The organism is Nonomuraea sp. NPDC049028 (assembly GCF_043197735.1).
Lineage (GTDB): Bacteria > Actinomycetota > Actinomycetes > Streptosporangiales > Streptosporangiaceae > Nonomuraea.
In genome coordinates, this window is sequence record NZ_JBICTR010000019.1 from 55,114 (window position 1) to 78,239 (window position 23,126).

General features: G+C 70.9%; 20 protein-coding genes. 10 read left to right on the forward strand and 10 right to left on the reverse strand.

The genetic code is table 11. From position 1 onward, the window contains the following. The first annotated feature begins 35 nt into the window (after window positions 1-35). Window positions 36-728 (forward strand): permease prefix domain 1-containing protein, encoded by a 693-nt coding sequence (locus ACGFJ2_RS53100; RefSeq protein WP_358184820.1) that lies wholly within the window; start codon window positions 36-38, stop codon window positions 726-728. Here ACGFJ2_RS53100 and ACGFJ2_RS53105 read toward each other — a convergent pair. Next, window positions 699-1,034 carry a helix-turn-helix transcriptional regulator gene (locus ACGFJ2_RS53105; protein WP_357646300.1) on the reverse strand — a complete coding sequence of 112 codons (336 nt, stop codon included), beginning with the start codon at window positions 1,032-1,034 and terminating at the stop codon, window positions 699-701. The two genes, ACGFJ2_RS53100 and ACGFJ2_RS53105, sit on opposite strands and share 30 nt — an antisense overlap. 105 nt (window positions 1,035-1,139) lie before the next feature. Here ACGFJ2_RS53105 and ACGFJ2_RS53110 point away from each other — a divergent pair, with 105 nt between their 5' ends. From ACGFJ2_RS53110 to cydC, 4 genes are read left to right on the forward strand one after another with little or no spacing between them, the layout of a single operon-like run. After that, window positions 1,140-2,291, forward strand: a complete 1,152-nt coding sequence (locus ACGFJ2_RS53110) for a cytochrome ubiquinol oxidase subunit I (protein WP_393481945.1) — start codon at window positions 1,140-1,142, stop codon at window positions 2,289-2,291. Window positions 2,292-2,301: 10 nt separating this feature from the next. Continuing rightward, entirely contained in the window at window positions 2,302-3,066 is a 765-nt protein-coding gene (locus tag ACGFJ2_RS53115; protein WP_393481948.1) for a cytochrome d ubiquinol oxidase subunit II, read from the forward strand. Between the two features lie 6 nt (window positions 3,067-3,072). Next, window positions 3,073-4,881, forward strand: a complete 1,809-nt coding sequence (cydD, locus tag ACGFJ2_RS53120; protein WP_393481951.1) for a thiol reductant ABC exporter subunit CydD — start codon at window positions 3,073-3,075, stop codon at window positions 4,879-4,881. Further along, window positions 4,878-6,647, forward strand: coding sequence for a thiol reductant ABC exporter subunit CydC (cydC, locus tag ACGFJ2_RS53125; protein WP_393481954.1), 1,770 nt, complete (start codon window positions 4,878-4,880; stop codon window positions 6,645-6,647). Before cydD ends, cydC begins: the two co-directional genes overlap by 4 nt. A 10-nt stretch (window positions 6,648-6,657) precedes the next feature. Here the strand turns inward: cydC and ACGFJ2_RS53130 are convergent, their stop codons facing one another. The 5 genes from ACGFJ2_RS53130 to ACGFJ2_RS53150 form a co-directional block, all read right to left on the reverse strand. Further along, a complete protein-coding gene (locus ACGFJ2_RS53130) occupies window positions 6,658-7,593 on the reverse strand; it encodes a discoidin domain-containing protein (protein WP_393481956.1) in 936 nt (311 codons plus the stop codon). Between the two features lie 18 nt (window positions 7,594-7,611). Then, entirely contained in the window at window positions 7,612-9,180 is a 1,569-nt protein-coding gene (locus ACGFJ2_RS53135) for an alkaline phosphatase D family protein (protein ID WP_357952538.1), read from the reverse strand. Between the two features lie 104 nt (window positions 9,181-9,284). After that, window positions 9,285-10,277, reverse strand: coding sequence for an aldo/keto reductase (locus tag ACGFJ2_RS53140; RefSeq protein WP_393481958.1), 993 nt, complete (start codon window positions 10,275-10,277; stop codon window positions 9,285-9,287). 138 nt (window positions 10,278-10,415) lie between these two features. Further along, a complete protein-coding gene (locus ACGFJ2_RS53145; RefSeq protein ID WP_393481961.1) occupies window positions 10,416-12,134 on the reverse strand; it encodes a beta-galactosidase in 1,719 nt (572 codons plus the stop codon). A 33-nt stretch (window positions 12,135-12,167) separates the two neighbouring features. Next, window positions 12,168-13,310 (reverse strand): ROK family protein, encoded by a 1,143-nt coding sequence (locus ACGFJ2_RS53150; protein ID WP_393481964.1) that lies wholly within the window; start codon window positions 13,308-13,310, stop codon window positions 12,168-12,170. Between the two features lie 200 nt (window positions 13,311-13,510). Between ACGFJ2_RS53150 and ACGFJ2_RS53155 the strand changes: the two genes are divergently transcribed. Genes ACGFJ2_RS53155 through ACGFJ2_RS53170 form a run of 4 tightly spaced genes read left to right on the forward strand, consistent with a single transcriptional unit; the run spans window position 13,511 to window position 18,724 of the window. After that, window positions 13,511-14,836, forward strand: coding sequence for a sugar ABC transporter substrate-binding protein (locus ACGFJ2_RS53155; RefSeq protein WP_357962385.1), 1,326 nt, complete (start codon window positions 13,511-13,513; stop codon window positions 14,834-14,836). Beyond that, window positions 14,833-15,747 carry a sugar ABC transporter permease gene (locus tag ACGFJ2_RS53160; protein ID WP_357962382.1) on the forward strand — a complete coding sequence of 305 codons (915 nt, stop codon included), beginning with the start codon at window positions 14,833-14,835 and terminating at the stop codon, window positions 15,745-15,747. Before ACGFJ2_RS53155 ends, ACGFJ2_RS53160 begins: the two co-directional genes overlap by 4 nt. Beyond that, window positions 15,744-16,601: a carbohydrate ABC transporter permease gene (locus ACGFJ2_RS53165; protein ID WP_393481968.1), complete on the forward strand. Its 858-nt coding sequence runs from the start codon at window positions 15,744-15,746 to the stop codon at window positions 16,599-16,601. The genes ACGFJ2_RS53160 and ACGFJ2_RS53165 overlap by 4 nt, the downstream gene beginning before the upstream one ends. 11 nt (window positions 16,602-16,612) lie before the next feature. Continuing rightward, a complete protein-coding gene (locus tag ACGFJ2_RS53170) occupies window positions 16,613-18,724 on the forward strand; it encodes an alpha-galactosidase (RefSeq protein WP_393481971.1) in 2,112 nt (703 codons plus the stop codon). Window positions 18,725-18,787: 63 nt separating this feature from the next. On the opposite strand, the gene ACGFJ2_RS53175 is transcribed toward ACGFJ2_RS53170, so the two are convergent. Then, entirely contained in the window at window positions 18,788-19,453 is a 666-nt protein-coding gene (locus ACGFJ2_RS53175; RefSeq protein WP_357962375.1) for an AIM24 family protein, read from the reverse strand. A gap of 46 nt (window positions 19,454-19,499) precedes the next feature. Continuing rightward, entirely contained in the window at window positions 19,500-20,498 is a 999-nt protein-coding gene (locus ACGFJ2_RS53180; protein ID WP_393481974.1) for a HEAT repeat domain-containing protein, read from the reverse strand. A 105-nt stretch (window positions 20,499-20,603) separates the two neighbouring features. On the opposite strand from ACGFJ2_RS53180, the gene ACGFJ2_RS53185 reads away from it, so the two are divergent. Continuing rightward, complete coding sequence (locus tag ACGFJ2_RS53185) at window positions 20,604-20,870, forward strand: DUF1876 domain-containing protein (protein ID WP_393481977.1); 267 nt, start codon at window positions 20,604-20,606, stop codon at window positions 20,868-20,870. Window positions 20,871-20,931: 61 nt separating this feature from the next. Here the strand turns inward: ACGFJ2_RS53185 and ACGFJ2_RS53190 are convergent, their stop codons facing one another. Both ACGFJ2_RS53190 and ACGFJ2_RS53195 read right to left on the reverse strand, forming a co-directional pair. Next, on the reverse strand, window positions 20,932-22,335 hold the full coding sequence (locus ACGFJ2_RS53190; protein ID WP_393481980.1) for a sensor histidine kinase: 1,404 nt from the start codon (window positions 22,333-22,335) through the stop codon (window positions 20,932-20,934). Further along, entirely contained in the window at window positions 22,332-23,039 is a 708-nt protein-coding gene (locus ACGFJ2_RS53195) for a response regulator transcription factor (protein ID WP_393481983.1), read from the reverse strand. The genes ACGFJ2_RS53190 and ACGFJ2_RS53195 overlap by 4 nt, the downstream gene beginning before the upstream one ends. Window positions 23,040-23,126: the final 87 nt, after the last annotated feature.

A 23,126-nucleotide genomic window follows, 5' to 3' on the forward strand; every position in this document is an offset into this window, starting at 1 on the left:
TTACGTACCGGGTTCCGCCTTCGTAGGATGGGGGCATGCGGATCGACGACTACGTGGCCGAGCTGGGCAGGTCTCTGGCCGGGCCGCCGGGGCCCAAGCGCGACCTGGTCGTCGAGGCGCGTGACAGCCTGGCCGACACCGCCGACGCGCTGGAGGCCGAGGGCCTGACCCGAGCCGAGGCCGAGCGGCTGGCGGTGCGGCAGTTCGGCGCGATCCCCGAGATCGTCTCCGGTTACCAGAGAGAGCTGACCGTCGCGGCCGGCCGGATGCTGGGCACGTTGCTGCTCATCAGCGTGCCGATGACCGCGCTGATGTGGTCGGTGCTCTGGCGCTTCTACCCCATGGACCCCACCGCCTGGACCAACAGGCCCGCCTGGTTCTCGCCCGTCTCGCGGGCGCTCGACATCCTGCAGTTGGGCACGGGCGTGTTCGGCGGGCTATCGCTGTTCGCGCTGAGCCGGGGCGGCCGGTGGCGCCTCAGGCCGCATCTGGTGACCAAAGGGCTGGGGATCGTCGTCTGGGCGATGCTGCCGGTGGTCGGCGGGCTGAGCCTGCTGCTCAACTATGGAGCCGATCTGCCGCAGGGCGTCGACTTCTTCCTGCCCACCGTGCTCGCCAACCTCGTGACGTCGGCCTGCTGGGGCCTGCAGCTCTACGGCGCGACGCGCTGCCTGCGCCTCACCCGGGCCGTCTGCGCCTCACCCGGACTGCCTGATCCCCGGCCGTAGCACTCCGCCGATCACACTGGCGAACTCCGCCCAGGCCGACCGCTCCCCTTCCAGCTGCTTCCTGCCGGAATCGGTCAGGCGGTAGGTGCGCCGCTTGCGCCCGCCGACCGTGGCCCACTCGCTGGCCAGGTAGCCGATCCGCTCCAGCCTGCGCAGCGCCGGGTAGACGGTGCCGGTCGGCACGTTGAGCGCGCCCCCACTGCGCGCCTGCAGGGCCTCGATGATGGCGTAGCCGTGCAGCGGCTCACCCTCCAGCACAGAGAGCAGCAGGGCGTCCATGTGGCCGCGCAGCGCGTCGGGGTTCATGACTCCGATCCTAGATAACCCTTCGTTGAGTAGCCAGTCTACATGTAGGCCGTCTATATGTAGACTGGCTATAGGTAGGCAGGCACAACGAAAGGGGGCCGGCGCATGGAAGCGCTGGAACTGGCCCGGTTGCAGTTCGCGATGACAGGGAACCTGCACTTCCTGTTCGTCGTGCTCACGCTGGGGCTCGCGCCGCTGGTGGCGATCATGCACACGCGCTGGGCACTGGCCGGCAAGCCGCTGCACAAGCGGCTGACCAGGTTCTGGGGCCAGATCTATGTCATCAACTACGCCTTGGGCATCGTCACCGGGCTCGTGATGGAGTTCCAGTTCGGGCTCTCGTGGAGCGGGCTGACGCACTACGCGGGCGACGTCTTCGGCGCTCCGCTGGCCATGGAGACACTGGTCGCGTTCTTCCTGGAGTCGACATTCCTCGGCCTGTGGATCTTCGGCTGGGGACGGCTGCCGAAATGGGCGCATCTGGCCTGCATCTGGCTCGTGACGCTCACGGCGTACGGCAGCGCCTTCTTCATCATGGCGGCCAACTCCTTCCTGCAGAACCCCGCCGGAGCCGTCGTCAGGGGCGATCGGATGGAGCTGGTCGACATCGGCGCGATGTTCACCAACAAGGCGCTGATCTTCTCCTTCCCGCACGTGATCGGGGCCGGGCTGTTCACCGGGGCGATGGTGCTGGTCGGGGCGAGCGCCTACCAGCTGCGCCGCCGTACGTCCGAGGTGGAGTTCTTCACCAAGTCGCTGCGCACGGGCGTGACCACGGCCGCGATCGGCATCTTCCTGACCGTCGGCTTCGGTTACGCCCAGTTCGCCGGCATCCAGGAGGGCAAGTTCGCGGGCGACACGGGGGCGGTGCCGCTCGGGATCATGATCGAGATCGGGCAGTTGCTCGCGCTCGTCGTGCTGTTCGCGATGCTGCCGCTGATCCGCGTGCTGCCGCGCTGGCGGTGGACGCATCCACTGCTCATGCTGATGACGCCGCTGCCGTTCGTCCTGGCCATCATGGGCTGGCTGGCCAGGGAGGTCGGGCGGCAGCCGTGGATGATCTGGCAGAAGCTCACCGTCGCCGACGCCATGACGCCCGGCCTCACCCCGCCGATGATCACCGGCTCACTGATCGCCTTCGTGGGCGTGCTGGTGCTGCTGGCGATCGTCGACTACGTCCTCATCGCCAGGGTGGTCAGGCGCGGGCCGCGCGAGCTCGACCTCGGCGCCGTCCGCGAGCCCGCCCTGACCTACTAGGAGTCGTGACATGGAACTGATCTGGTTCGCCTGCTTCACGCTGCTGCTGGGCGGATACTTCGCGCTGGAGGGCTTCGACCTGGGGGTCGGGCTCCTGCTGCCGATCCTCGGCACGTCGGCCGACAGCAAGGATCGCATGGTGGCGGCCATGGCCCCGTTCGTGCTGGCGAACGAGGTGTGGCTGGTGGCGATCGCCGGGACACTGTTCGGCGTCTATCCGGCGCTCGAGGGCGAGGTGCTGTTCGGGCTGTATCCGCTGGTGGTGGCCATGCTGCTGTCCTGGATCCTGCGGGACGCCGGGCTGTGGTTCCGTCGCCGGATCGGGGGCGCGGCCTGGCGGGGCTTCTGGGACCTGATGATCGCGCTCGGCTCGCTGGGGCTCACGTTCGGCTGGGGAGTGGCTCTGTACGCGGCCGCCACCGGGTTCGGCTCGTCCCTGCTGAACCCGGTGGGGTTGATGCTGGGCGTGGTGATGACGCTGCTGCTGGCCTTCCACGGCTGGACGTTCCTGGCCTGGCGCTCCCCCGGCCTGGCCGGTGTCAACCGCTCGGGGCGCGCGCTGGCCGTGTCCGGGGCGGTGGCCGCGATCCCCGCCCTCGGGGTGCTCCTGGGCAGCATGCCGTACCTGCTGGACCACACCGCGCCGGCCGAGACGCTGAATGTGCTGAGTGTCATGGCGCTGCCGTTCGCGCCGATCGTCCTCATCGCGCAAGGATGGGTGTGGCGCACTTTCCGTCCCGGCAAGGACGCCGTCCGGATCCCGTCGTTCTTTTGAGGGCTCGTGCACAAAGATCTCCTGCGGCTCATGCGGGCCGAGCAGTCGGTGCGGCGCCACCTGGCCGTCACCTTCGCGGCGGCGATGGCGGCCGGGCTGCTCGTGCTCGTACAGGCGGAGCTGCTGGCAGGGGTCCTGTCCGGCCGGTTCACGACCGTGGCGCTGGCGGGCCTGGCCGCCGTGGTGGGCCTCCGCGCGCTGCTGGGGTGGACGCAGGGCATCTTCGCCGGCCGTACGGCGACGGGCGTCAAGTCCGCGCTCCGGCACCGGCTGCTGGCCAGGCTGCAGGAGCTGGGTCCGGCCAGGCTCGCCGGTCACCGCTCGGGTGAGCTGGTCACGCTCACGGGACGCGGCCTCGACCGGCTCGACGCCTACCTGACCGGCTATCTGCCCTCGATCGCCGTCGCGGCGGTGGTGCCGCTGGCGGTGCTCGTCCGGCTGTTCGCCGCCGACCTGGCGAGCGCGGTGATCGTCCTGGTCACGCTGCCGCTGATCCCGCTCTTCGGGGCGCTCGTGGGGATGACCACCAAGGCCGTCACGGAGCAGCAGTTCCGCGCGCTGTCGCGGCTCGGCGGGCACTTCCTCGACGTCGTACGCGGCCTGCCCACGCTGCGCGCCTTCGGCCGGGCCCGCTACCAGGCGACGGTCATCCAGCAGGTGGCCGAGGCGCATCGGGCCACCACCATGCGTACGTTGCGGGTGGCGTTCCTGTCGTCGCTGGTGCTGGAGCTGTGCGCGTCGCTGTCGCTGGCCCTGGTGGCGGTGCCGATCGGGCTGCGGCTGCTGGGCGGGTCGCTGGACCTGACGACGGCGCTGCTGGTGCTGCTGCTGGCACCGGAGGCGTACCTGCCACTGCGGGCCATGGGCACCCGCTTCCACGCCTCCATGGAAGGGGTGGCGGCGGCGGACGCGGCCTTCGCCGTACTGGACGCCGAGCCCGCGGCCGGGCACGATGGCAAGCCCGCGGCCGGGCCGGACGCCGAACCCGCGGCCGCGTCTCGGAAGCGACTGCCGCAGGGTGCCGCGCCCCCGTCGATCCGGCTGGAGGACGTCACCGTCCGCTACCCCGGCCGCGACGACCCGGCGCTCGAGCACGTCTCGCTCACCATCGAGCCCGGCGAACGCGTGGCCCTGGTCGGCGCGAGCGGCGGCGGCAAGAGCACCCTTCTGCACCTCATCCTGGGCTTCGTCCAGCCGTCCGAAGGCAGGGTCCTCGTCGACGGCACCGACCTGCGCGAGCTCGACCTGGACGCCTGGCGCGACAGGCTGGCCTTCGTCCCGCAGCGCCCGCACCTGTTCGCCACCTCGGTCGCCGGGAACATCCGTCTCGGCGCCCCGTCCGCCTCCCTGGAGCAGGTACGGCAGGCCGCCGCGGCCGCCTACGCCGACGACTTCATCCAGGCGCTCCCCGACGGCTACGACACGGCGGTGGGCGAACGGGGCGCGAACCTGTCCGCCGGCCAGCGGCAGCGCGTGGCCCTGGCGCGCGCCTTCTGCCGCCCGGACACCTCGGTCCTGCTGCTGGACGAGCCCACGGCCCGGCTCGACGGCCGCAGCGAGGCGGCCGTCGTGACAGCCACCGGCGACCTGGCCCGGGACCGCACGGCGATCATCGTGGCGCACCGGCCGGCCATGATCGACCTCGCCGACCGGGTCGTCCGCATCCACGAGGGCCGGGTGATCGCCGACAGCGCCGGCCTCGGTACGGGCGGCGCCCGCTCGGACCTCGGTACGGGCACGACCCGCTCCGGACCCGGTACGAGCGCGACCCGCTCCGACCTCGATACGAGCACGGCCATGAGGGGTGACCGATGAACCGGCGCATGGGCCTGCGGCTCACCTGGGCGGTGCTGGCCGGAGCGGCGGCCGAGCTGGCCGGGCTGGGCCTGATCGCGGCGGCGGCGTGGCTGATCACGCGGGCCGCCGAGCAGCCGGAGCTGGCCGCGTTGAGCATCGCCATCGTGGCCACCAGGGCGTTCGCCACCAGCAAGGGCGTCTTCCGCTACGCCGAGCGGCTCACCGGCCACGACGTCGCCCTGCGCGCCCAGGCCGGCACCCGCGAGCGCCTCTATCAGGCCCTCATCCCCCCGCAGCGGCCCCGGCACGGCGGCGCCGACCTGCTCAGCCGGATGGTGGACGACACGGAGGCCGTCCAGGACCTCCTGGTGCGCTGCCTGCTCCCCGCCACGGCCGCCGCGCTCGCGGGCCTGGCCGCCGTGGCCATCGGCCTCACCCTGCTCCCCGTCGCGGCCCTGGTCCTGCTGGCTGGGCTGGTCGTGGCGGGCGTCCTGCTGCCCGCCGCCACGGCCGCCGCCGCGCGCCGCTGGTCGGCCAGGATCGCCCCCGCCAGAGCCGCCCTCGCCGAACGAGTGGCCGACCTGGTCCACGGCTCCGCCGACCTGGCCGCGTACGGCGCCAGCGACCGCGCCCTCGCCCAGGCCCGCGCCGCCGACGAGGCCCTGGCCGGGCTGGAGCGCCGCCAAGCCCGCGTCCACGCCACCGCCCTGGGGGCCGGCACGCTGGTGCAGGGCCTGACAGTGGCGGCGATCGTCCTGCTCGCCCAGGCCGCGGGGACCGACCGGGTGGCCATGGCGGTGCTCGCCCTGACCGCGCTGGTCTCCTTCGAGCCGGTGCTCCCACTGGCGGCGGCGGGCGAACGCCTGGCGGGCATCCTGGCCGCGCTCAGACGCCTGCGCGAGGTGAGCGCCGCCCCGCCCGCCGTCACAGAGCCGGACACCGCGGCCACTCCCCCGCCGTCCACTCCCCCGCCGTCGACTGCGGCACCATCCGCTCAACCGCCGTCGGCTCCCACACTGTCCGCTCAACCGCCATCCCCCCTCCCGCGGTCGCCGCTGACGGTCGAGATCGACGACCTGGTCGTACGGCACGCGCCGGAGCAGCGGGCGGCCGTCGACGGGGTGTCGCTGAGCCTGACCCCCGGCAAGCGGGTGGCCCTGGTGGGGCCGAGCGGGGCCGGGAAGAGCACCCTGCTGGCCGCGCTGATGCGCCTGGTCGAGCCCGAGTCCGGCGCCATCCGGGTCAACGACGTGGACATCCGGGGGCTGGCCTCGGACGACGTACGGGCCATGATGACGGGGCTCACCCAGGACCCCTACATCTTCCAGACCACCCTGCGCGCCAACCTGCGGCTCGCCGGTCCCGAGGCCGGTGACGAGGAGCTGCGGCAGGCCGTACGAGACGCTCGTCTGGAGGAGTGGGTCGAGCGGGCCGGGTGGGAGGCCGAGCTGGGAGAGGACGGCCGGACCGTGTCCGGCGGGCAGTTGCAGCGGCTGGCCCTGGCCAGGGCGCTGCTGTACGACCCGCCGGTGCTGCTGCTCGACGAGCCGGCCGAGGCGCTCGACGAGGAGACCGCCGACGCGCTCATGGCCGACCTGCTCGACGTGACGCACGACCGCACCACCTTGCTGGTCACCCACCGGCTCCGGGGCCTGGAGCAGGTGGACGAGATCGTCGTGCTGGAGGACGGGCGCGTGGTTCAGCGCGGCCACCACGACGATCTCGTCACCAAGCCGGGCTACTACCGCGACCTTTGGGAGTCGGAAGTCCTGACCAGACGATGATCGCCGGGCGTCAGCGCACTTCGACCTCGACGATGCGGGTGTAGTCGTTGGCGCCGTTCGAGGCCAGCGCGACGATGCGGACGGCGTCCGCCGTGACCGGCGCGAAGTCCGAGCGGGCGTTGCCGGCGGTGTTGCCGCGTACCTGGGCGACCGTCTGCCACTGGCCCCCCACCTGGACCTGGACGTCCCAGTCGCGCAACCCGAAGGTCGAGGCCGGGTAGCGTTCGGTGCTCAACGTGTACAGGTCCACGCGGGAGACCTGCTTGGCGCTGCCCAGCGCGATGGCCACGGTGTCCGGCCAGGCTCTGGCGGTGGCGTCGTTCCAGCCGTTGCCTCCGGCCCAGCCGTTGGAGCCGTTGTCGCCGTCGGCGATGCTGCAGGGCGGGTAGTTGGCGTTGACGTGCTGGGAGGAGGCGGTGACCTGCCGCCTCAGCGCGAGGTTGCCGCCGTTGTCGAGTTTGTCCGGGGTCACCACCTCGACGGGTACGGCCAGTGTGCGGTCCCCGGTGCGCAGGCGCAGGCCGTACTGGCCTTCTGGAGTGGTCGGCGGGACGGCGACCAGCAGTTTCGCGCCGAGTTCGTAGCCGGGCGGCAGGTAGCTGGACAGGATCGAGCGGGAGGCGCTGAGCGGCTGGTCGATCTCCACTTGCATGTCGGAGTATGCGGCCTTTTTGGCGTCGCTGCGCATCCCGATCTCGATCTTGGCCGGGCAGGCGGGGTCCACGCCGAGCGGCGCGATGAGCTTGTCGGCGCCCGCGATGGGGGTCAGTTTGCCGGTGCCCTTGGACTTGCCCGGTCTGACGTTGATCGAGGTGACGGAGGCGGGCTGCTGTTCGGGCGGCTGGGCGGCGGGTGAGGGGTCCTGCTGCGGAGCGGCTGCGTTCGCGCCCGGCCCGGTCAGGACCGTGACGGCGGCGACGGCCAGCGCGGCGGTGAGGTGTCGCATGATCATTCCTTTCCGGGGTCAGAGGGCCTGGAGGCCGGGGGTGCCGTCGAGGGTCACGAGGCTGGCCCTGGTGGAGACGGGCGCGCCTGGCTTGTCGACGTACGGGACGACCTTGAAGTCGGCCCGCCACTGGCTCCGGGTGACCTCGCAGGAGACGTAACCGCGCTGGTAGCTGGAGAACCTGAGGTGCGGGTTGGTCGGGTCGCTGCCCCCGGCCGGCAGTCCGGTGGTGGCGTTGCCGTTGCCGCCGCTGGTGACCGAGGTGCCGACGAACTCCACGCCGACCGTGCGCGAGGCGGGGTCGTCGAAGTTCGCCTTGAGCTCGCCGGCCAGGTTGTAGTGGATGTCGCCGGTCAGTACCACGGGGTTGCTGACCTCGCGGTCGATCATGCCGTTGATGACGCGGTCCTTGGCGGCCTTGTAGCCGTCCCAGAGGTCCATGCTGAGCTTCTGGGCGGGGCCGGGGTCGTAGTCGAGCTGGATCATGGCGATCTGCTGGGCCAGCACGTTCCACTTGGCGCGGGACCTGTCCAGTCCGTCGAGCAGCCACTTCTCCTGCTCGGCGCCGAGCATCTGCCGGGCCGGGTCGAGCCGGTCGGCGCAGTCGATCTGCTGGCCGTCGCCGCAGGCCTGGTCGTCGCGGTACTGCCGGGTGTCCAGCACGTTGAACTCGGCGAGGTCGCCGAAGGTGAACCGGCGGTAGATCCGGGCGTCGGGGCCCTGCACGGCGGGCACCCTGATGGGCATGTTCTCCCAGTAGGCCCGGAAGGCGTTGGCGCGGATCACCAGGTAGTCCTGCTCGGTCACCTCGCCGCCGGGACCGTACTTGCCCGCCCAGTTGTCCAGCACCTCGTGGTCGTCCCAGGTGACGATCCACGGCGCGCGGTGGTGCGCGGCCTGCAGGTCGGGGTCGCTCTTGTAGAGGCCGTACTGGATGCGGAAGCGGTCGAGGGTGTCGCACTGCACCCGGTACTGCTCGGGCACCGGGGTGTTGCGCAGGCCACCGGTGGGCACGATGCCGTACTCGTAGATGTAGTCGCCGAGGTGGAAGACCACATCGGGCTCCTCCTCCGCGAGGTGGCGGTAGGCGCTGTAGTAGCCGTCCTGCCACGAGGCGCACGAGGCGAAGGCCAGCTTCAGGGCGTCGGGCCTGCTCCTGGCCGCCGGGGCGGTCTTGGTCCGGCCGACCGGGCTGATCTGGCCGCCGGTGCGGAAGCGGTAGAAGTATTCGCGGCCGGGCCGCAGCCCCGTGGCGTCCACGTGGACCGAGTGACCGTACTCGGGCGTGGCCCACGCGGAGCCGCGCCCGGCGCGGCGGGTGAACGCCTCGTCTTCCGCGATCTCCCAGTCGACCTGGATCCTGCCGTACGGCATGCCGCCGAGCGGCTCCAACGGACTGACGGCCAGGCGCGTCCAGAGGATCACCCGGTCGGGCAGCGGATCCCCGGAGGCGACACCTAACTGGAAGGGGTAGTCGGCCCTGGCGGTGGCCTGGGCCGTCCAGGGGTCGGCGAGGTTGGTGGTGAAGGCCAGGGCAAGGGCGGAGCCGCCGATCCCGAGGAAGGATCGGCGTGAGGGACGATGCATGGGCTTCCTAAGAGCTGGGGGGTCGAAAGCCCTCACTTTTTAGCAAGCAGCCAAGCTCTTAACAAGACTTAGGTTAAAACTCACAGGCGATTGCGTTACATCTCTCAGTCGGCGTGCGGCTGCAGCAGCTCGTGGATCCGCTCCATCTGCGCCTGGGCCAGCGGCCCGTGCCGCAGCGCGCCGGCGTTCTGCTCGGCCTGGTCGGCCGTCCTGATGCCGGGGATCGGCACCGTGCGCCCGCTGCGGGCCAGCAGCCAGCCGAGGGCGCCTTGGGCGAGGGTACGCCCGTCCGAGGTCAGGATGTCGCGGATCGCGTCCAGCATGGCGAGGAACTCCGGGGCGGGCCGGCCATCCTTGAAGAAGGTCATCCACTGCGGAGAATCGCCGCGTACGTCGTCCATCGGCAGCCGCGAGTCCCGGCCGTACTTGCCGGTGAGCAGCCCCATCGCCAGCGGCCCCCGGTTGACGGAGGCGAGCTCGTGGGTGTCGCACACCGCCAGCATCGCCGGGGTGTCGTGCAGGACGTTGAGGTCATGCTGCACGGCGGCGCAGTGCGGCCCCTTCGCGAACGCGGCCGCCCGTTCGGGGTCGTTGGTGCTCCAGCCGTAGGCCCGGATCAGGCCCTCCTCGACGAGCTCCTCCAGCGTGGCGATCATCTCGTCCACCCGCTCCGGCGGCGCGTCCCCGACGTGCATCTGGTAGAGGTCGATGTGATCGGTTCCCAGCCGCTCCAGCGACGCCCGGCAGGCCCGCCGGATGTATCCGGGCGAGGTGTCCTCGCCGGTGAGCGTTCGCGTCGCCGCGTCGAAGGTGAGGCCGAACTTGGTCGCGATCACGACCTCGTCCCACTGGCCGGACAGCGCTCTCCCGAGCACCCGCTCGCTGTGTCCGGTGCCGTAGACGTCGGCCGTGTCGAAGAAAGTGACCCCCAGGTCCAGCGCCCGGCGCACGGCCGCCACTGACTCCTCGTCGTCCACCTGACCCCATCCGGCCGGCTTGCCACGGGCCATGAAGGGTCCGCCGATCGCCCATGCCCCGAACCCGATCGCACTCACCCGCAGGCCGCTACGTCCCAAGATCCGGAATGAATCATTCATCTCGTACTCTTCCTGACTTCGCGGAAATGGCAACAGGGAAGACGCTGCCAGCTGGAGTGGACTCCAGGTCAAGTACGTCGATCATCGGTCTCCTTCGAGCCGGTGCTTCCGCCGGCGGGGGAAGCGGGCGAACCGGCGCTAGACGCCGGCCTGTGCCAGGACGTTCGCGAGTCCGGACGCGTCCAGCTGGGTCGAGACGTACCAGGCGCTGCCCGCGCCTGCCTGGTGCCGGGTGACCGCCGGGCCGCCGCCGACGTAGGTCACGACCGCCGTGGCGCCGGTCAACTGGACGGTCTCGCTCCAGAAGGCGCCGGCCGTCCCGTCGGACAGTGCGACGGGGCCGGTCAGGGGACGGAACTCCTCGACGCGGACGCCGAGCAAGTCGCGCAGCGCGCCGGGATAGCCGCCCAGCCGGACGCGGGTGTCGGGGTCGGCGATGCCGCTGAAGTACGACACGATCAAGGTGCCCCCGCCCTCGACGTACGCGGTGAGGTTGGCGACGGCCTCGTCAGAGATCAGGTACAGGGACGGCATCAGCACCACCCGATAGCGCGAAATATCGTGAGAAGGGTGGACGAAGTCCGTGGCGAGGCCCTGCTGCCACAGCACCCGGTGCGTCTGCTCCATCGACGCGCGGAAGTCCAGCCCGGTCACGGGCAGGGCCGGGTTCCGCAGGGCCCAGGCGGCCTCGTCGTCCCAGAGAATGGCCACCTCGGCCTCGACGCGCTCCGCGGGCGGAAGGGCGCTGAGCGTCCGGCCCAGGTCAGCGATCTCGCGGAAGATCCGGCTGTCGGCGCCCGCGTGCGGGACCATGCCCTGGCACCACTGCTCCGCCCCGCCCTGGGAGGCGCGCCACTGGAAGTGCAGCACTCCGGTGGCCCCGCGGGCCGCGTACTCGAGGCTGCGCCGCGCGTGCTCTCCCGGCTCCAGCGGGAGCGTCCCATCGGGGGTGTACATGGCCGCGACGCCCTGCTCCATCAGCAGCCACGGCTTCCCGCGGGCCCAGGAGCGGGCCAGGTCGGAGGCGAAGGCGACCTGGGCGAGCCCGCCGTCGCCGGGCTCGTCGGTGTAGTGGTCGATGCCCACGAGATCGACCTCGGCCGACCATTTCCAGTGGTCCAGCGGCGTCCACCCCGCCATGACGTAATTGGTGGTCACCGGTTGCCGCCCATGGACGCGCAGGATGTCACGCTGCTCGCGGTAGTGGGCGAGCAGCGCGTCGGAGCAGAAGCGGCGGTAGTCCAGCAGGTGGGCGGGGTTCGACCGGTATTGGGTGGTCCGTGGTGGCATGATCTGCTCCCACGCCGAGTAGTGCTGGCTCCAGAACGCCGTGGTCCACGCGTCGTTGAGCGCGTCGAGGGACTTGTGCCGGTCACGCAGCCAGGCGCGGAAGGCCGTCGCGCAGTGATCGCAGTGGCAGGTCGTGCCGTACTCGTTGTGCACGTGCCACATGGCCGTCGCCGGATGGGCGCCGTACCGCTCGGCGAGCGCCGTCGCGATGCGGCGCGAGGCCGCCCGGTACGCGGGCGCGTTGACACAGTACGTGTCACGGCTGCCATGTGTGAGCCGGGTCCCGTCGGCCCGCACCGGCATCGCGTCGGGATGGGACAAGCCGAACCAGGGCGGCGGGGAGGCCGTCGGGGTCGCCAGGTTGACCTGGATGTCGTTGTCGTGCAGCAGGTCCATGACGCGATCGAGCCAGCCGAAGTCGTAGACGCCCTCCGACGGCTCAAGCCGGGCCCAGGAGAAGACCCCCACGGTGGCGAGGTTGACCTTCGCCTCCCGCATCAGCCGGACGTCCTCCAGCCAGACATCCTCTGGCCACTGTTCGGGGTTGTAGTCTCCGCCGAAATACATGCTCTCTCCAACTGGGGGTGTCACGGCCGCTGATCAGTCGCTGCCGGTTACGAAACTCTGGATGGCCACGACCGCGCCGCCACGGGCCCATTCGCGAAAGTCGTCCACTTCGATCAGCACGTCGACCGAGTTCACCCGGCCGCGCCGGTTCGCGCTGAGCGCCCGGTCGAGACCGTCCTTGGCGACGCGGGCCAGCTCCACGCCCTCACCGGCCACGATCACCGTCTTGACCATGGAGAACGTCGCGACGTGGGCGATGAGCCTGCCGAGCGCGTCCGCGGCTTCGGCGACGACGCCGAGGCACACCTTGTCCCCTTCCGTGGCCAGGCGCATCACCTCCTCGTACGTCACCGGCCGCCGCAGCCCCTGCCCGGCGGCGGTCACGATGGACTCGCTGGCCAGGTAGGCGGAGGCGCAGCCGCGGTGGCCGTCCCCGCACATCGGCCCGCCCGCGTTCAGCACCAGGTGGGCGAACATGCCGAGGTCCGACTCGGCCGCCGTCACCAGATGATCGTGTACGACCAAGGCGTAGCCGACTCCCGCCCCGATCGAGACGAGCGCGAAGTCGCGCAGCCCGCGGGCCGCCCCGAACCAGTGATGCTGGTGGCCCAGCGCCGCCACGTCGTTCTTGACCACGCACGGGATGCCCAGAGCCTGCTCCAGCAGTGACTTGAGCGGCACCTGCCGCCAGCCGAGATACGACGAGTCGACCAGCCGTTCACCGCCGAGCTGGACCGCCGAGCGGGCGTCGCCGCCGAGCGTGACACCGGCCCCGACAGGCGTCCGCTCGCCGCCGGACAGCTCATCGAGCAGCCCCCTGATCTGGCGGCACACGGCCTGGGGGCGGTGGTCGGAGATCGGCTCGTCGCGGGCCGCGACGATCTGGGCGCGCAGGTCGGTGACGACCGCGTGGACGCGGTCCGCGGTCAGCTTGACGCCGAAGAAACAGTGCTCGCCCGCGGCCACGTCCAGGGGGCGGGTCGGGCGGCCGTTGACCGGGTCGTGGACCACGTCGCCTTCGACGAGGAGCCCGGCGTCGACCATGGGCTTGGTCAGCCGCGTCAGGCTGCCGGTGGACAGGCGCAGGGTCCTGGCCAGCGCGGTCCTGGACTGCGGACCGTGGATGATGAGCTCCTTGACGATGGAGCGTGCCGCGTCGGGCAAGACGTCCCACATGCCGCACCATCCTTGAGGCTCCACCCGCATCAGCGCCAGCCCTCTCACTTGATTTCGCGGCAAAGCTAGCATGTCCACTACGTCACAGCGTGTTCACATAACACGCAAGAAATCTGTGCACAAGTAGTGACATGACTCTCACCTTCTCCCTAGGTTGGCTCTGTTACAAAGCCAGCCCGCTTTGTAGGAAGAAGGCACGAATGCGTATCACGAGGCTCGCCGGCTCGATCGCGGCGCTCAGCACGGCCGCCGTCCTCGCGGCCTGCTCATCGGGCACGTCCGGGAGCACGACGTCCGGGAGCGCCAGCACGCCGGCAGCGGCCAGTGGGCCGGTCACGCTGGAGTTCTGGTGCTGGGGCACCACTCAGAAGCCCAAGATCGAAGCGTTCAACAAGTCACACCCCGACATCCAGGTCAAGCACACCGACGTGGGAGGCGGCACGGACACCGCCGCCAAGCTGCTCACGGCGACCCGGGCGGGCAACGGCCCCGACGCCGCCTGCATCGAGTACGACACCCTGCCTTCCATGATCGTGGCCGGGGCGCTGGCCGACATCTCCGCCCACACCGGCGACGTCAAGACCGCCTTCAGCCCGGAAGTGTGGAACCTGACCAGCTTCGACGGCGCCGTGTACGGAGTACCGCAGGATGTCGGCCCGATGGTCCTGGTCTACAACAAGAAACGCTTCCAGGAGCTGAAGATCGAGCCGCCGGCCACGTGGCAGGACTTCGCGAAGGTCGCGGCGGACGTACGCAAGAAGGACCCGGAGACCTACCTCGCGTCCTTCGCACCCGCGGAGTTCGGCAACTTCGCCGGGCTGGCCCAGCAGGCCGGCGCGTCCTGGTGGAAGGTCCAGGACCAGACGTGGACCGTGGGGATCGCCGACCAGGCCTCCCTCGCGGTGGCCGACTTCTGGCAGGGGCTCATCGACAAGGACCTCGTCAAGGCCGAGCCGCTGCTCACCCCGGAGTGGAACAACAAGCTGAACAAGGGCAAGATCCTCACCTGGCCGAGCGCGCTGTGGGCGCCGGGCGTGCTCTACGGCATCGCGGAGAAGCAGGCGGGCGACTGGGCCATCGCGCCACTCCCTCAGTGGAAGGAGGGCGACGACCGGGTGGCCTTCCAGGGCGGGTCCGCGCTGACCGTCACGAAGACCTCCAAGCACGCCGAGGCCGCGGCCACGTTCGCCAAGTGGATGAACACCGACAAGGCGGCGAACGCTGTCCAGATCGAGCTGGGCGAGTACCCGGCGTCGCTGGCCGGGCAGCAGGCCGCGAGAACCAGCGCGCCGCCCAAGCTGACGGCGAACCAGAAGGACTACTGGGACATCGCCACGAAGGCGGCTCAGCGCACGATTCCGCACATCAGCTGGGGCCCGAACGTCAGCACCGCCAGCAGCGCGTTCCAGGACGCCGTCGCCACCGCGGTCCGTGATCACACCCCACTGCGGGACGCGCTGACGAAGACGCAGAACCTCGTGGTGGCGGACATGAAGACCACCGGCTTCAAGGTCGCCGGCCCATGACCGCCCTGCCCAGGGCGGAGCGCAGGTCCCGGGCTCCGTATCTCTTCGTGGCGCCCGCCGTGCTGCTCTTCGTCGCCTTCCTGGCGGTCCCCATCGGCTACGCGATCTACCTCAGCGCGCGCGGCCTGAGGCTGACCGGCAAGGGCATCTTCGGCACGCGCGAAGAGGTCTTCGTCGGGCTCGACAACTACGTCAAGACGCTCACCGACCCCGGGTTCTTCGCCGGCTTCGGCCGGCTCGCGCTCTACGGCCTGATCAGCGTGCCGCTCACGCTCGGGCTGGCGCTGCTGTTCGCGCTGCTCCTCGACCACGCCGGGTCGCGGGCCAAGAGGTTCTCCCGCACGGCGATCTTCATCCCGTACGCCGTACCCGGCGTGACGGCTTCGCTGCTGTGGGGCTTCATGTACCTGCCCTCGACCAGCCCGTTCAGCTACCTGACGCGGGAGCTGGGGCTGGGCGAGATCCCGTTTCTCGGGGCGGGCGGCATCTACCCGTCGCTGGCCAACATCGCGGTGTGGGGCGGCGTCGGCTTCAACATGATCATCATCTTCACGTCGCTGCGCGGCATCCCGTCGGAGCTGTACGACGCGGCGCGCATCGACGGCGCCTCCGAATGGCAGATCGCCTGGCGGGTCAAGATCCCGCTGGTGGCGCCGGCCCTCGTGCTCACCGGGTTGTTCTCGCTGATCGGAACGCTGCAGGTGTACGGCGAGCCGACCACCGTGAAACCGATGACGCCGGAGATCTCCGGGGACTGGGTGCCCTTGATGCACATCTACCGCGACGCCTTCGTCCGCGACGACCTGGCGCTGGCCTCGGCCGCCTCCGTCCTGCTGGCGGTGGGCACGCTCGTGGTCTCGGTCGTGCTCCTGAAGGTCACCCAGAAGCGCGCGTTCGGAGGGATGCAATGAGTGCCGCCAACAGCGTGCTCACGCACCGGCGCGCCCAGATCCTGCCCACCATCGTCCTGCTCCTCGGCTCGATCTACTGCCTGGTGCCGGTCGCCTGGGTGCTCGTGGCCTCGACCAAGTCGAGCGGCGAGCTGTTCTCGACGTTCACCTTCGCGCCGGGGACGGGCCTGCTGGACAACCTGCGCGACCTGTTCACCTACGGGAACGGCCTCTACCTGCGGTGGACGGCCAACAGCGCCCTGTACGCGATCGCCGGCGCCGCGGCCTCGACCCTGATCTCGGCGCTGGCCGGGTATGCCATGGCCAAGTACGAGTTCCGCGGCCGGAGCCTGCTGTTCTACGCCATCCTGGCCGGCGTCCTCGTGCCCGGCATGACGCTGGCCATCCCGCAATATCTGATCATGTCCGAGCTCGATCTGGTGGGCGGCTACTGGTCGGTCCTGCTGCCGAGCCTCATCTCCCCGTTCGGCATCTACCTGGCCAGGGTCTACGCGATGGCCTCCGTCCCGGACTCGACGATGGAGGCGGCCAGGATCGACGGAGCGAGCGAATATCGCATCTTCGGCTCGATCGGGATGCCCATGATGGTGCCCGGCATGGTGACGATCTTCCTGCTGCAGTTCGTCGGGATCTGGAACAACTTCCTGCTGCCCTACATCATGCTGTCGGACGAGTCCAAATTCCCGATCACCGTGGGCCTGTACACCGTGCTCAGCAAGGGTTCGGGCCAGCCCACCCTGTACGGCATCGCCATCGTGGGCGCCGCCGTGTCGGTGATCCCGCTCATCGTCCTCTTGCTGAGCCTGCAGCGCTTCTGGCGGCTGGACCTGCTCAGCGGAGGACTGAAAGGATGAAACCGCCGTCCATGGAGATTCTGCACTTCAGAGCCGCCGGCGTGTCCGTGGTGATCGAGTGTCCGCCCGATGCCCTGCCCGCGATCCTGCACTGGGGTCCGGACCTGGGCCCGCTCGAGGATGAGGCACTGGGCCACCTGGCGGCCGATCTCCGTCCGCGGCTCGACGTCAGCGTCGACGTGCCCGTCCGGGTCCCGCTGGTGCCCGAGGCGCGTACCGGCTGGATGGGCCTGCCCGGCCTGTCCGGGCATCACCAGGGACAGAACTGGTCCCCCGCCTTCACCAGCGTCGCCTACCAGCGGACCGGGCAGGCCCTCACCGTCACCGCCAGGGACGAGCACGCCCGCCTCGGCCTCACGATCATCATCGAGCTCGGCGACTCAGGCCTCCTGCGGGCCCGGGCGGACCTGCGCAATCAGTCCCAGTCCCCCTACACCCTGGACGCGCTCGATCTCGCCTTCCCCGTACCCGGAACCCCCACGGACCTCCTCGACCAGGCCGGGCGGTGGGCCAAGGAACGCATCCCGCAGCGCCGCCCCCTCACCACCGGCGTCCACCTGCGCGAGAACCGCCGCGGCAGGACCGGCCCCGACGCCGCCACCGTCCTCTTCGCGGGCACCGCGGACCTCGGCTTCCGGCGCGGCGAGGCCTGGGGCCTGCACGTCGGCTTCAGCGGCAACCACCGCCACTACGCCGAGCGCACCTCCAGCGGCCGGACCATGCTGGGCGGCGGCGAGCTGCTGCTGCCCGGCGAGATCATCCTGGCGCCAGGTGAGAGCTATCGGAGCCCCTGGCTCTACGCCACTTACGGGCGCGGCCTGGACGCCGCGGCCCGCCGCTTCCACGAGCACCTGCGCGCCAGGCCCGCGCACCCGTCCGGGCCCCGGCCCGTGATGCTCAACACGTGGGAGGCCGTCTATTTCGAGCACGACCTCGACCGCCTGCTGGAGCTGGCCGGACGGGCCGCCAGGATCGGGGTCGAGCGGTTCGTGCTGGACGACGGCTGGTTCCACGGCCGCCGCGACGCCCGGGCCGGGCTCGGCGACTGGACCGTGGACGCCGCCGTCTGGCCGGACGGGCTGACGCCGCTGGTCAAGCGGGTCAGAGAGCTCGGCATGCAGTTCGGGCTCTGGTTCGAGCCAGAGATGATCAATCCGGACTCCGACCTGGCCCGCGCCCACCCCGGCTGGATCATGCAGACCGGCGACCGCCTGCCGCCGCTCGCCCGCGATCAGCAGGTGCTGGACCTGACCAACCCCGAGGCGTACGCGTACGTCAAGACGCGGCTGCTCGCCCTGATCCGCGAGTACGACCTCGACTTCATCAAGTGGGACCACAACCGCGACCTCGTGGACGCGGGCTCCACGGCGAGAGGCGGCCGGGCCGCCGTCCACGCCCAGACGCACACCGTCTACCGGCTGCTCGATGAGATCAGGGCCGAGCACCCGCGCCTGGAGATCGAGTCCTGCTCGGGCGGTGGCGGCCGGGTGGACCTCGGCATTCTTGAGCGTACCGACCGCGTCTGGGCCAGCGACTGCATCGACCCGGCGGAACGCCAGCAGATCATGCGCTGGACCGGGCAACTGCTGCCGCCCGAGCTGATCGGCAGCCACATCGGCGCAGGCCGCTCCCACACCACCGGCCGCCGCCACGATCTCGCCTTCCGTGCCACCACCGCGTTCTTCGGCCACTACGGGATCGAATGGGACCTCACCACGCTCACCGACGGCGAGCTGGACGACCTGGCTTCGTGGGTCGCCCTGCACAAAAGGCACCGCCACCTGCTGCACACGGGCGTGGTGGTCCGCGTGGACGACGCTCCCGAAAGCGTGCAGGCCCACGGCGTCGTCGCCGCCGACGCCTCCGAGGCCGTCTATGAGATCGCCATGCTGGACCGCCCGTCCACCTGGCCGCCGGGCCGGCTCCGGCTGCCCGGGCTCGACCCGGCGACCGTCTACTCGGTCCGCCCGCTCATGCCCGTGACCTCGCACGGGACCGCCCCGACCTGGACGACCGGCGACTTCGCCCTGCCCGGCTCCGCGCTGGCCGGCTCGGGCATCGCCGTGCCGCCGCTGTTCCCCGACGAATCCGTGCTGGTCCACGTCGTCGCCAGGAGCCGCTGAGAAGGTCGCGGACAATCCCGAGCCGTCACCGGGCAGCGCCCCACTGCTCCTTCGGCCGGATGGCTACTGCGACTTCACCACCGGCACGCCCTCGCTCGCCTGCACCAGCACGAACCCCTGACCCTGGAAGGCGAGCTGCATGGCCTCACCGCTCCCCCGGCCGATCAGCGCACCGGCCTTCATCGTCCGGTTAACGCCGACGTGCAGCCCGGTGCTCCAGCAGACGGCCGACTGCCCGTCCGCGTACGTCGGCATGGCCGCCGCGTCCAGCAGCACCGGCGTGCCGTGCGTGGTGACCGCCACCCACCCGGTACCGGTGAGCGTGGTGTTGAACAGCCCGCCCGCCGCGACGCCCGCGCCCTGCACCCGCTGGATGTCCCAGGTGAGCTGCGGCTGGAAGGCGAGCAGGTTGCGCCCGTTGACGGTCAGCCCCTCGTTCTCCAGGTAGAACAGATGGATGTCGTCGGCGTTGTCCGCGAGATAGAGCTGGCCCTGGCCGCGCACGCGCATCAGCGACGCGCCTTCACCTGTCACGGCCTTCTTGAGCAGCTTGCCGATGCCGCCCGCGCCCTCGTACTCGAAGTCCATCTGGCCCTGGAAGGCCACCATCGAGCCCTGCTTAGCCAGCACCTCGTGCGGGAGCTGGACCCGGAGCATCTTGCCGTTCGCCAGGGAGAAGCCGGCGGGAACCTGGCGCGGATCGAGGTTGTCGAAGACGGAGCTGCGCATGATCGGCCTTTCGGTGAAGAGGTCCCGCCAGCGTAGTGACTCCGGGTCAGGCCGGCGGCTCGTCGCCGAGCTCGCGCAGCGCCAGCTCGGCATAGCCCCGGAGGTCGCCGTGGTTGAACGCGATCTCCTCGTGCGCGGCGTCGTCGCGGCCGATCCAGCCCCGCAGTTCCTCCGCGACCCGGGCATCCGCCTCCGGGCCCCGCAGCCGGGCCTGCGCGATGGCCGCGCCCCAGCGCACCACGTCGCGGGGATCATCGAGGGCGGCGTCCAGCACGGTCGCCGTCTCGGATGCCAGGTCAGAGGCCGTCTCCTGCGGTGGCGTCACGCCGAGCAGGCCGATCGCGACCAGGGCGGTGGTGGCCACCGCCGGGTGCTCGTCGGCCGCTGCCCTGAGCAGCGGCGGCAGGCTGGCGGCCCGCTCCTCGGGGTACCAGGCCAGGGCGTAGGCCGCGGCGGCGCGCACCGGGGCGTCCGCGTCGGCGAGCAGGTCGCGGAACATCGGCAGCCCGGCACCGACCGCGTCGTACGCCATCAGCGCGAAGTACGCGAACAGCCGCTCTTCCTCGGCCGACTCAAGCGTCTGGAGGTACTGGAACAGGGCGACATCCTCGCCCCAGTCGTCCTCGTCTTCGTCCTCTTCGTCCTCATCCTCGTCGTCTTCATCCTCAACGTCCGTGAACTGCTTGCCGGCGGCCAGCAGCAGGTCCCCGCCCGCCGCCACGGCGCGATGGTCGTCGAGGGGATAGCCGGACGGCAGGAGCTGTTCCCCGTAGCCGATGGCCAGCTGCGTCAGCAGGTGCAGCACGGCCGGGCGGTCCGGCGTCTCGGGGTCGGCGACCAGTTCCAGCAGGAACGGCACAGCGTGGGCGCTCGCCTCGAAGCGGGTGCCCTGGTGGAAGATGTTCCCGTACAGGCTGTGCAGCGCCTTGTCCCGGATGCCGGGATCGGGAGAGCGCAGGGCCCGGATCTGGTCCGGCACATCCTTCGCGCGGCCGTAGGCGTGCGTCAGGTCGGCCCAGTCGATCGTGTCGAGACTCGCCAGCATGCGGACATGCTGGCATATGGCGCAGGCCGGTGTCCGGAAGTCCGTGACACCGCATCCTGTGGGGGCAGATGCCCAGTACGTACCGAGGACGTACAGGGAGGCATCATGCGGAGCAAGCAGTGGACCGTGCAGATCTACATCAGCGAGGACGACACCGATGAGCGCACGCTGGCCCGTGCGGTCTTGTCCGCCGAGGAGAGCGGGTGGCATGAGAGCGTCGGCGTGGCCAGGCGCAACCCCGAGGACCGCGCCGTGCCGGAGATCGGCGACGAGCTGGCCGCAGGGCGGGCGCTGATGGACCTGGCCGACAAGCTCCTCGGCGACGCCGCCGAGGACGTGGCCACCATCGGCGGCCCGATCGAGGCCCGTTGACCACGCGTACGAAGACGCCCGGCGAGAAGCCCCACTGGTAGCCCGCCGGGCGCCTTCACGATCAGCCCTCCGAAGGCAGGAGCAGCCGGAACTCGGTCCGGCCCGGACGGCTCCGTACGTCCACCGCGCCCCCGTGCGCGGCCACCACGGCGCGGACGATCGCCAGCCCGAGCCCCGCACCTCCGGTGGCGCGTGACCGGCCCTGGTCGGCGCGGGAGAACCGCTCGAAGATCTCTTCCTCCAGCCCGGCCGGCACGCCGGGACCGTCGTCCACGACGGTGACCTCCACCGCGGCCGGCAGCCTCCGTACGGCCACGACGACCGTGGTGCCGTCAGGGGTGTGGACGCGGGCGTTGCTCAGCAGGCTCGCGATCACCTGGTGCAGCCGGAGCGCGTCGCCGGTCACCGTGACGGGGTCCTCCGGCAGCTCCAGCCGCCAGCGGTGGCCGGGCCCGGCGGCCCGCGCGTCGCCCGTGGCCTCGATGGCCAGGCGGGACAGGTCGACCTCCTCCCGGGCCAGCGGCCGTCCCGCGTCGAGCCGGGCCAGCAGGAGCAGCTCGTCGACCAGCTCGCTCATCCGCCCCGACTCGGCGTCGATCCTGCCGAGCGCGTGCCGTACACCGTCCGTCATCGGCTCGTCGCCGCGCAGGGCGAGCTCGGCGTGCCCGCGGATCGCGGCCAGCGGCGTGCGCAGCTCGTGGCTGGCGTCGGCGGCGAAGGCGCGCAGCCGCTGCTCGACGGCGTGCCGGCGGCCCAGAGCCGCCTCCACGTGGCCCAGCATGCGGTTGAAGGCGGCGCCGACCTGTCCCGTCTCGGTGCGCGGGTCGGTGTCGGGTACGCGTTCGGCGAGAGTCACCTCGCCGCTGGCCAGGGGTAGCTCGGCGACCTTGCGGGCCGTCGTGGCGATGCGTTGCAGGGGGCGCAGCGCCAGCCGTACCCACAGGGCGCCCGCGACACCCGTGACGGCGAGCGCGCCGGCGAACATCACCAGCTCGAACAGCCACACGCGGTTCAGCGTCTCCTCGACACCGTGCAGGGACAGCCCGGTGATCATGACGTCGCCATCCCGGCCCGCGGCGGCGACGAGCCGGTAGTCGTCCAGGCTGGACAGGTCCACGGTCTGCGGCGGCCCCCCGACCGGCAGCGCCGCCAGGATCGCCTCGTCGTCAGGGCTGAGGCCGGGGTGGGTGCCGTCCCGCTCCGACACCACCGCCGCATGGGTGACGCGCCCGTTGACCAGCCGCGCGCCGAACGTACCCCGCGCCTGTCCCCGCGTGTCCTCGCCGTGTTCCAGGCTCGCGGCGAACCGCGGGCCGTCGGCGGCGATCTGCTGGTCGACGCGGGCGAGCAGGAACCGCTCCATCGCCACCGACGTGGCGACGCCGACGGCCGCGCACGACAGCGCGAGGAGTACGAGCAATCCGGCGATCAACCGGGCCCTGAGCGTGCGAGGGACGAGGTTCACGGCTTGAGCACGTACCCGACGCCGCGCACGGTGTGGATCAGCGGCCGGCGGCCCGCGTCGATCTTCTTGCGCAGGTAGCTGATGTACAGCTCCACGATGTGGGCCTGGCCGCCGAAGTCATAGGACCAGACGTGGTCGAGGATCTGCGCCTTGCTGAGCACCCGGCGCGGGTTGCACATGAGCAGCCGCAGCAGCTCGAACTCGGTGGGCGTCAGCTCGACCGGCGTACCGGCCCTGCTCACCTCTCTGGCCTCCTCGTCCATGGACAGGTCGGCCACGACGAGCCGGTCCTCGTTGCCGGGCCGCGCCATACCCGCCCGGCGCAGCAGCCCGCGCAGCCGCGCGAGCACCTCGTCCAGGCTGAACGGCTTGGTCACGTAGTCGTCGCCGCCCGCCGTGATGCCCGCGACCCGGTCCTCGACCGCGTCGCGCGCGGTCAGGAACAGTACGCACAGCTCGGGCCGCAGCGCCCGGAGCCGGTTCATGAGCTCCAGCCCGTTCAGGTCGGGCAGCATGACGTCCAGGATCGCGGCGTCCGGCGCGAACTCCTCGGCCGCGCGGATCGCGGCGGCCCCGCTCGCCGCGGTGCGTACCTGCCAGCCTTCCTGGCACAGCGTCTTCTCCAGCACCTCGAGGAGGTCCGGCTCGTCGTCCACGACGAGCACGCGGATCGGTGTGCCGTCCGGGCGCAGCAGGCTGTTCATGTTCCCTCCTATTCGTCACAAAATACGAGGTTCTTCTGAGAATCCGCTGAAGAGCCCGTTCATAGGGAAAACAGAGGTTCGCCAGGC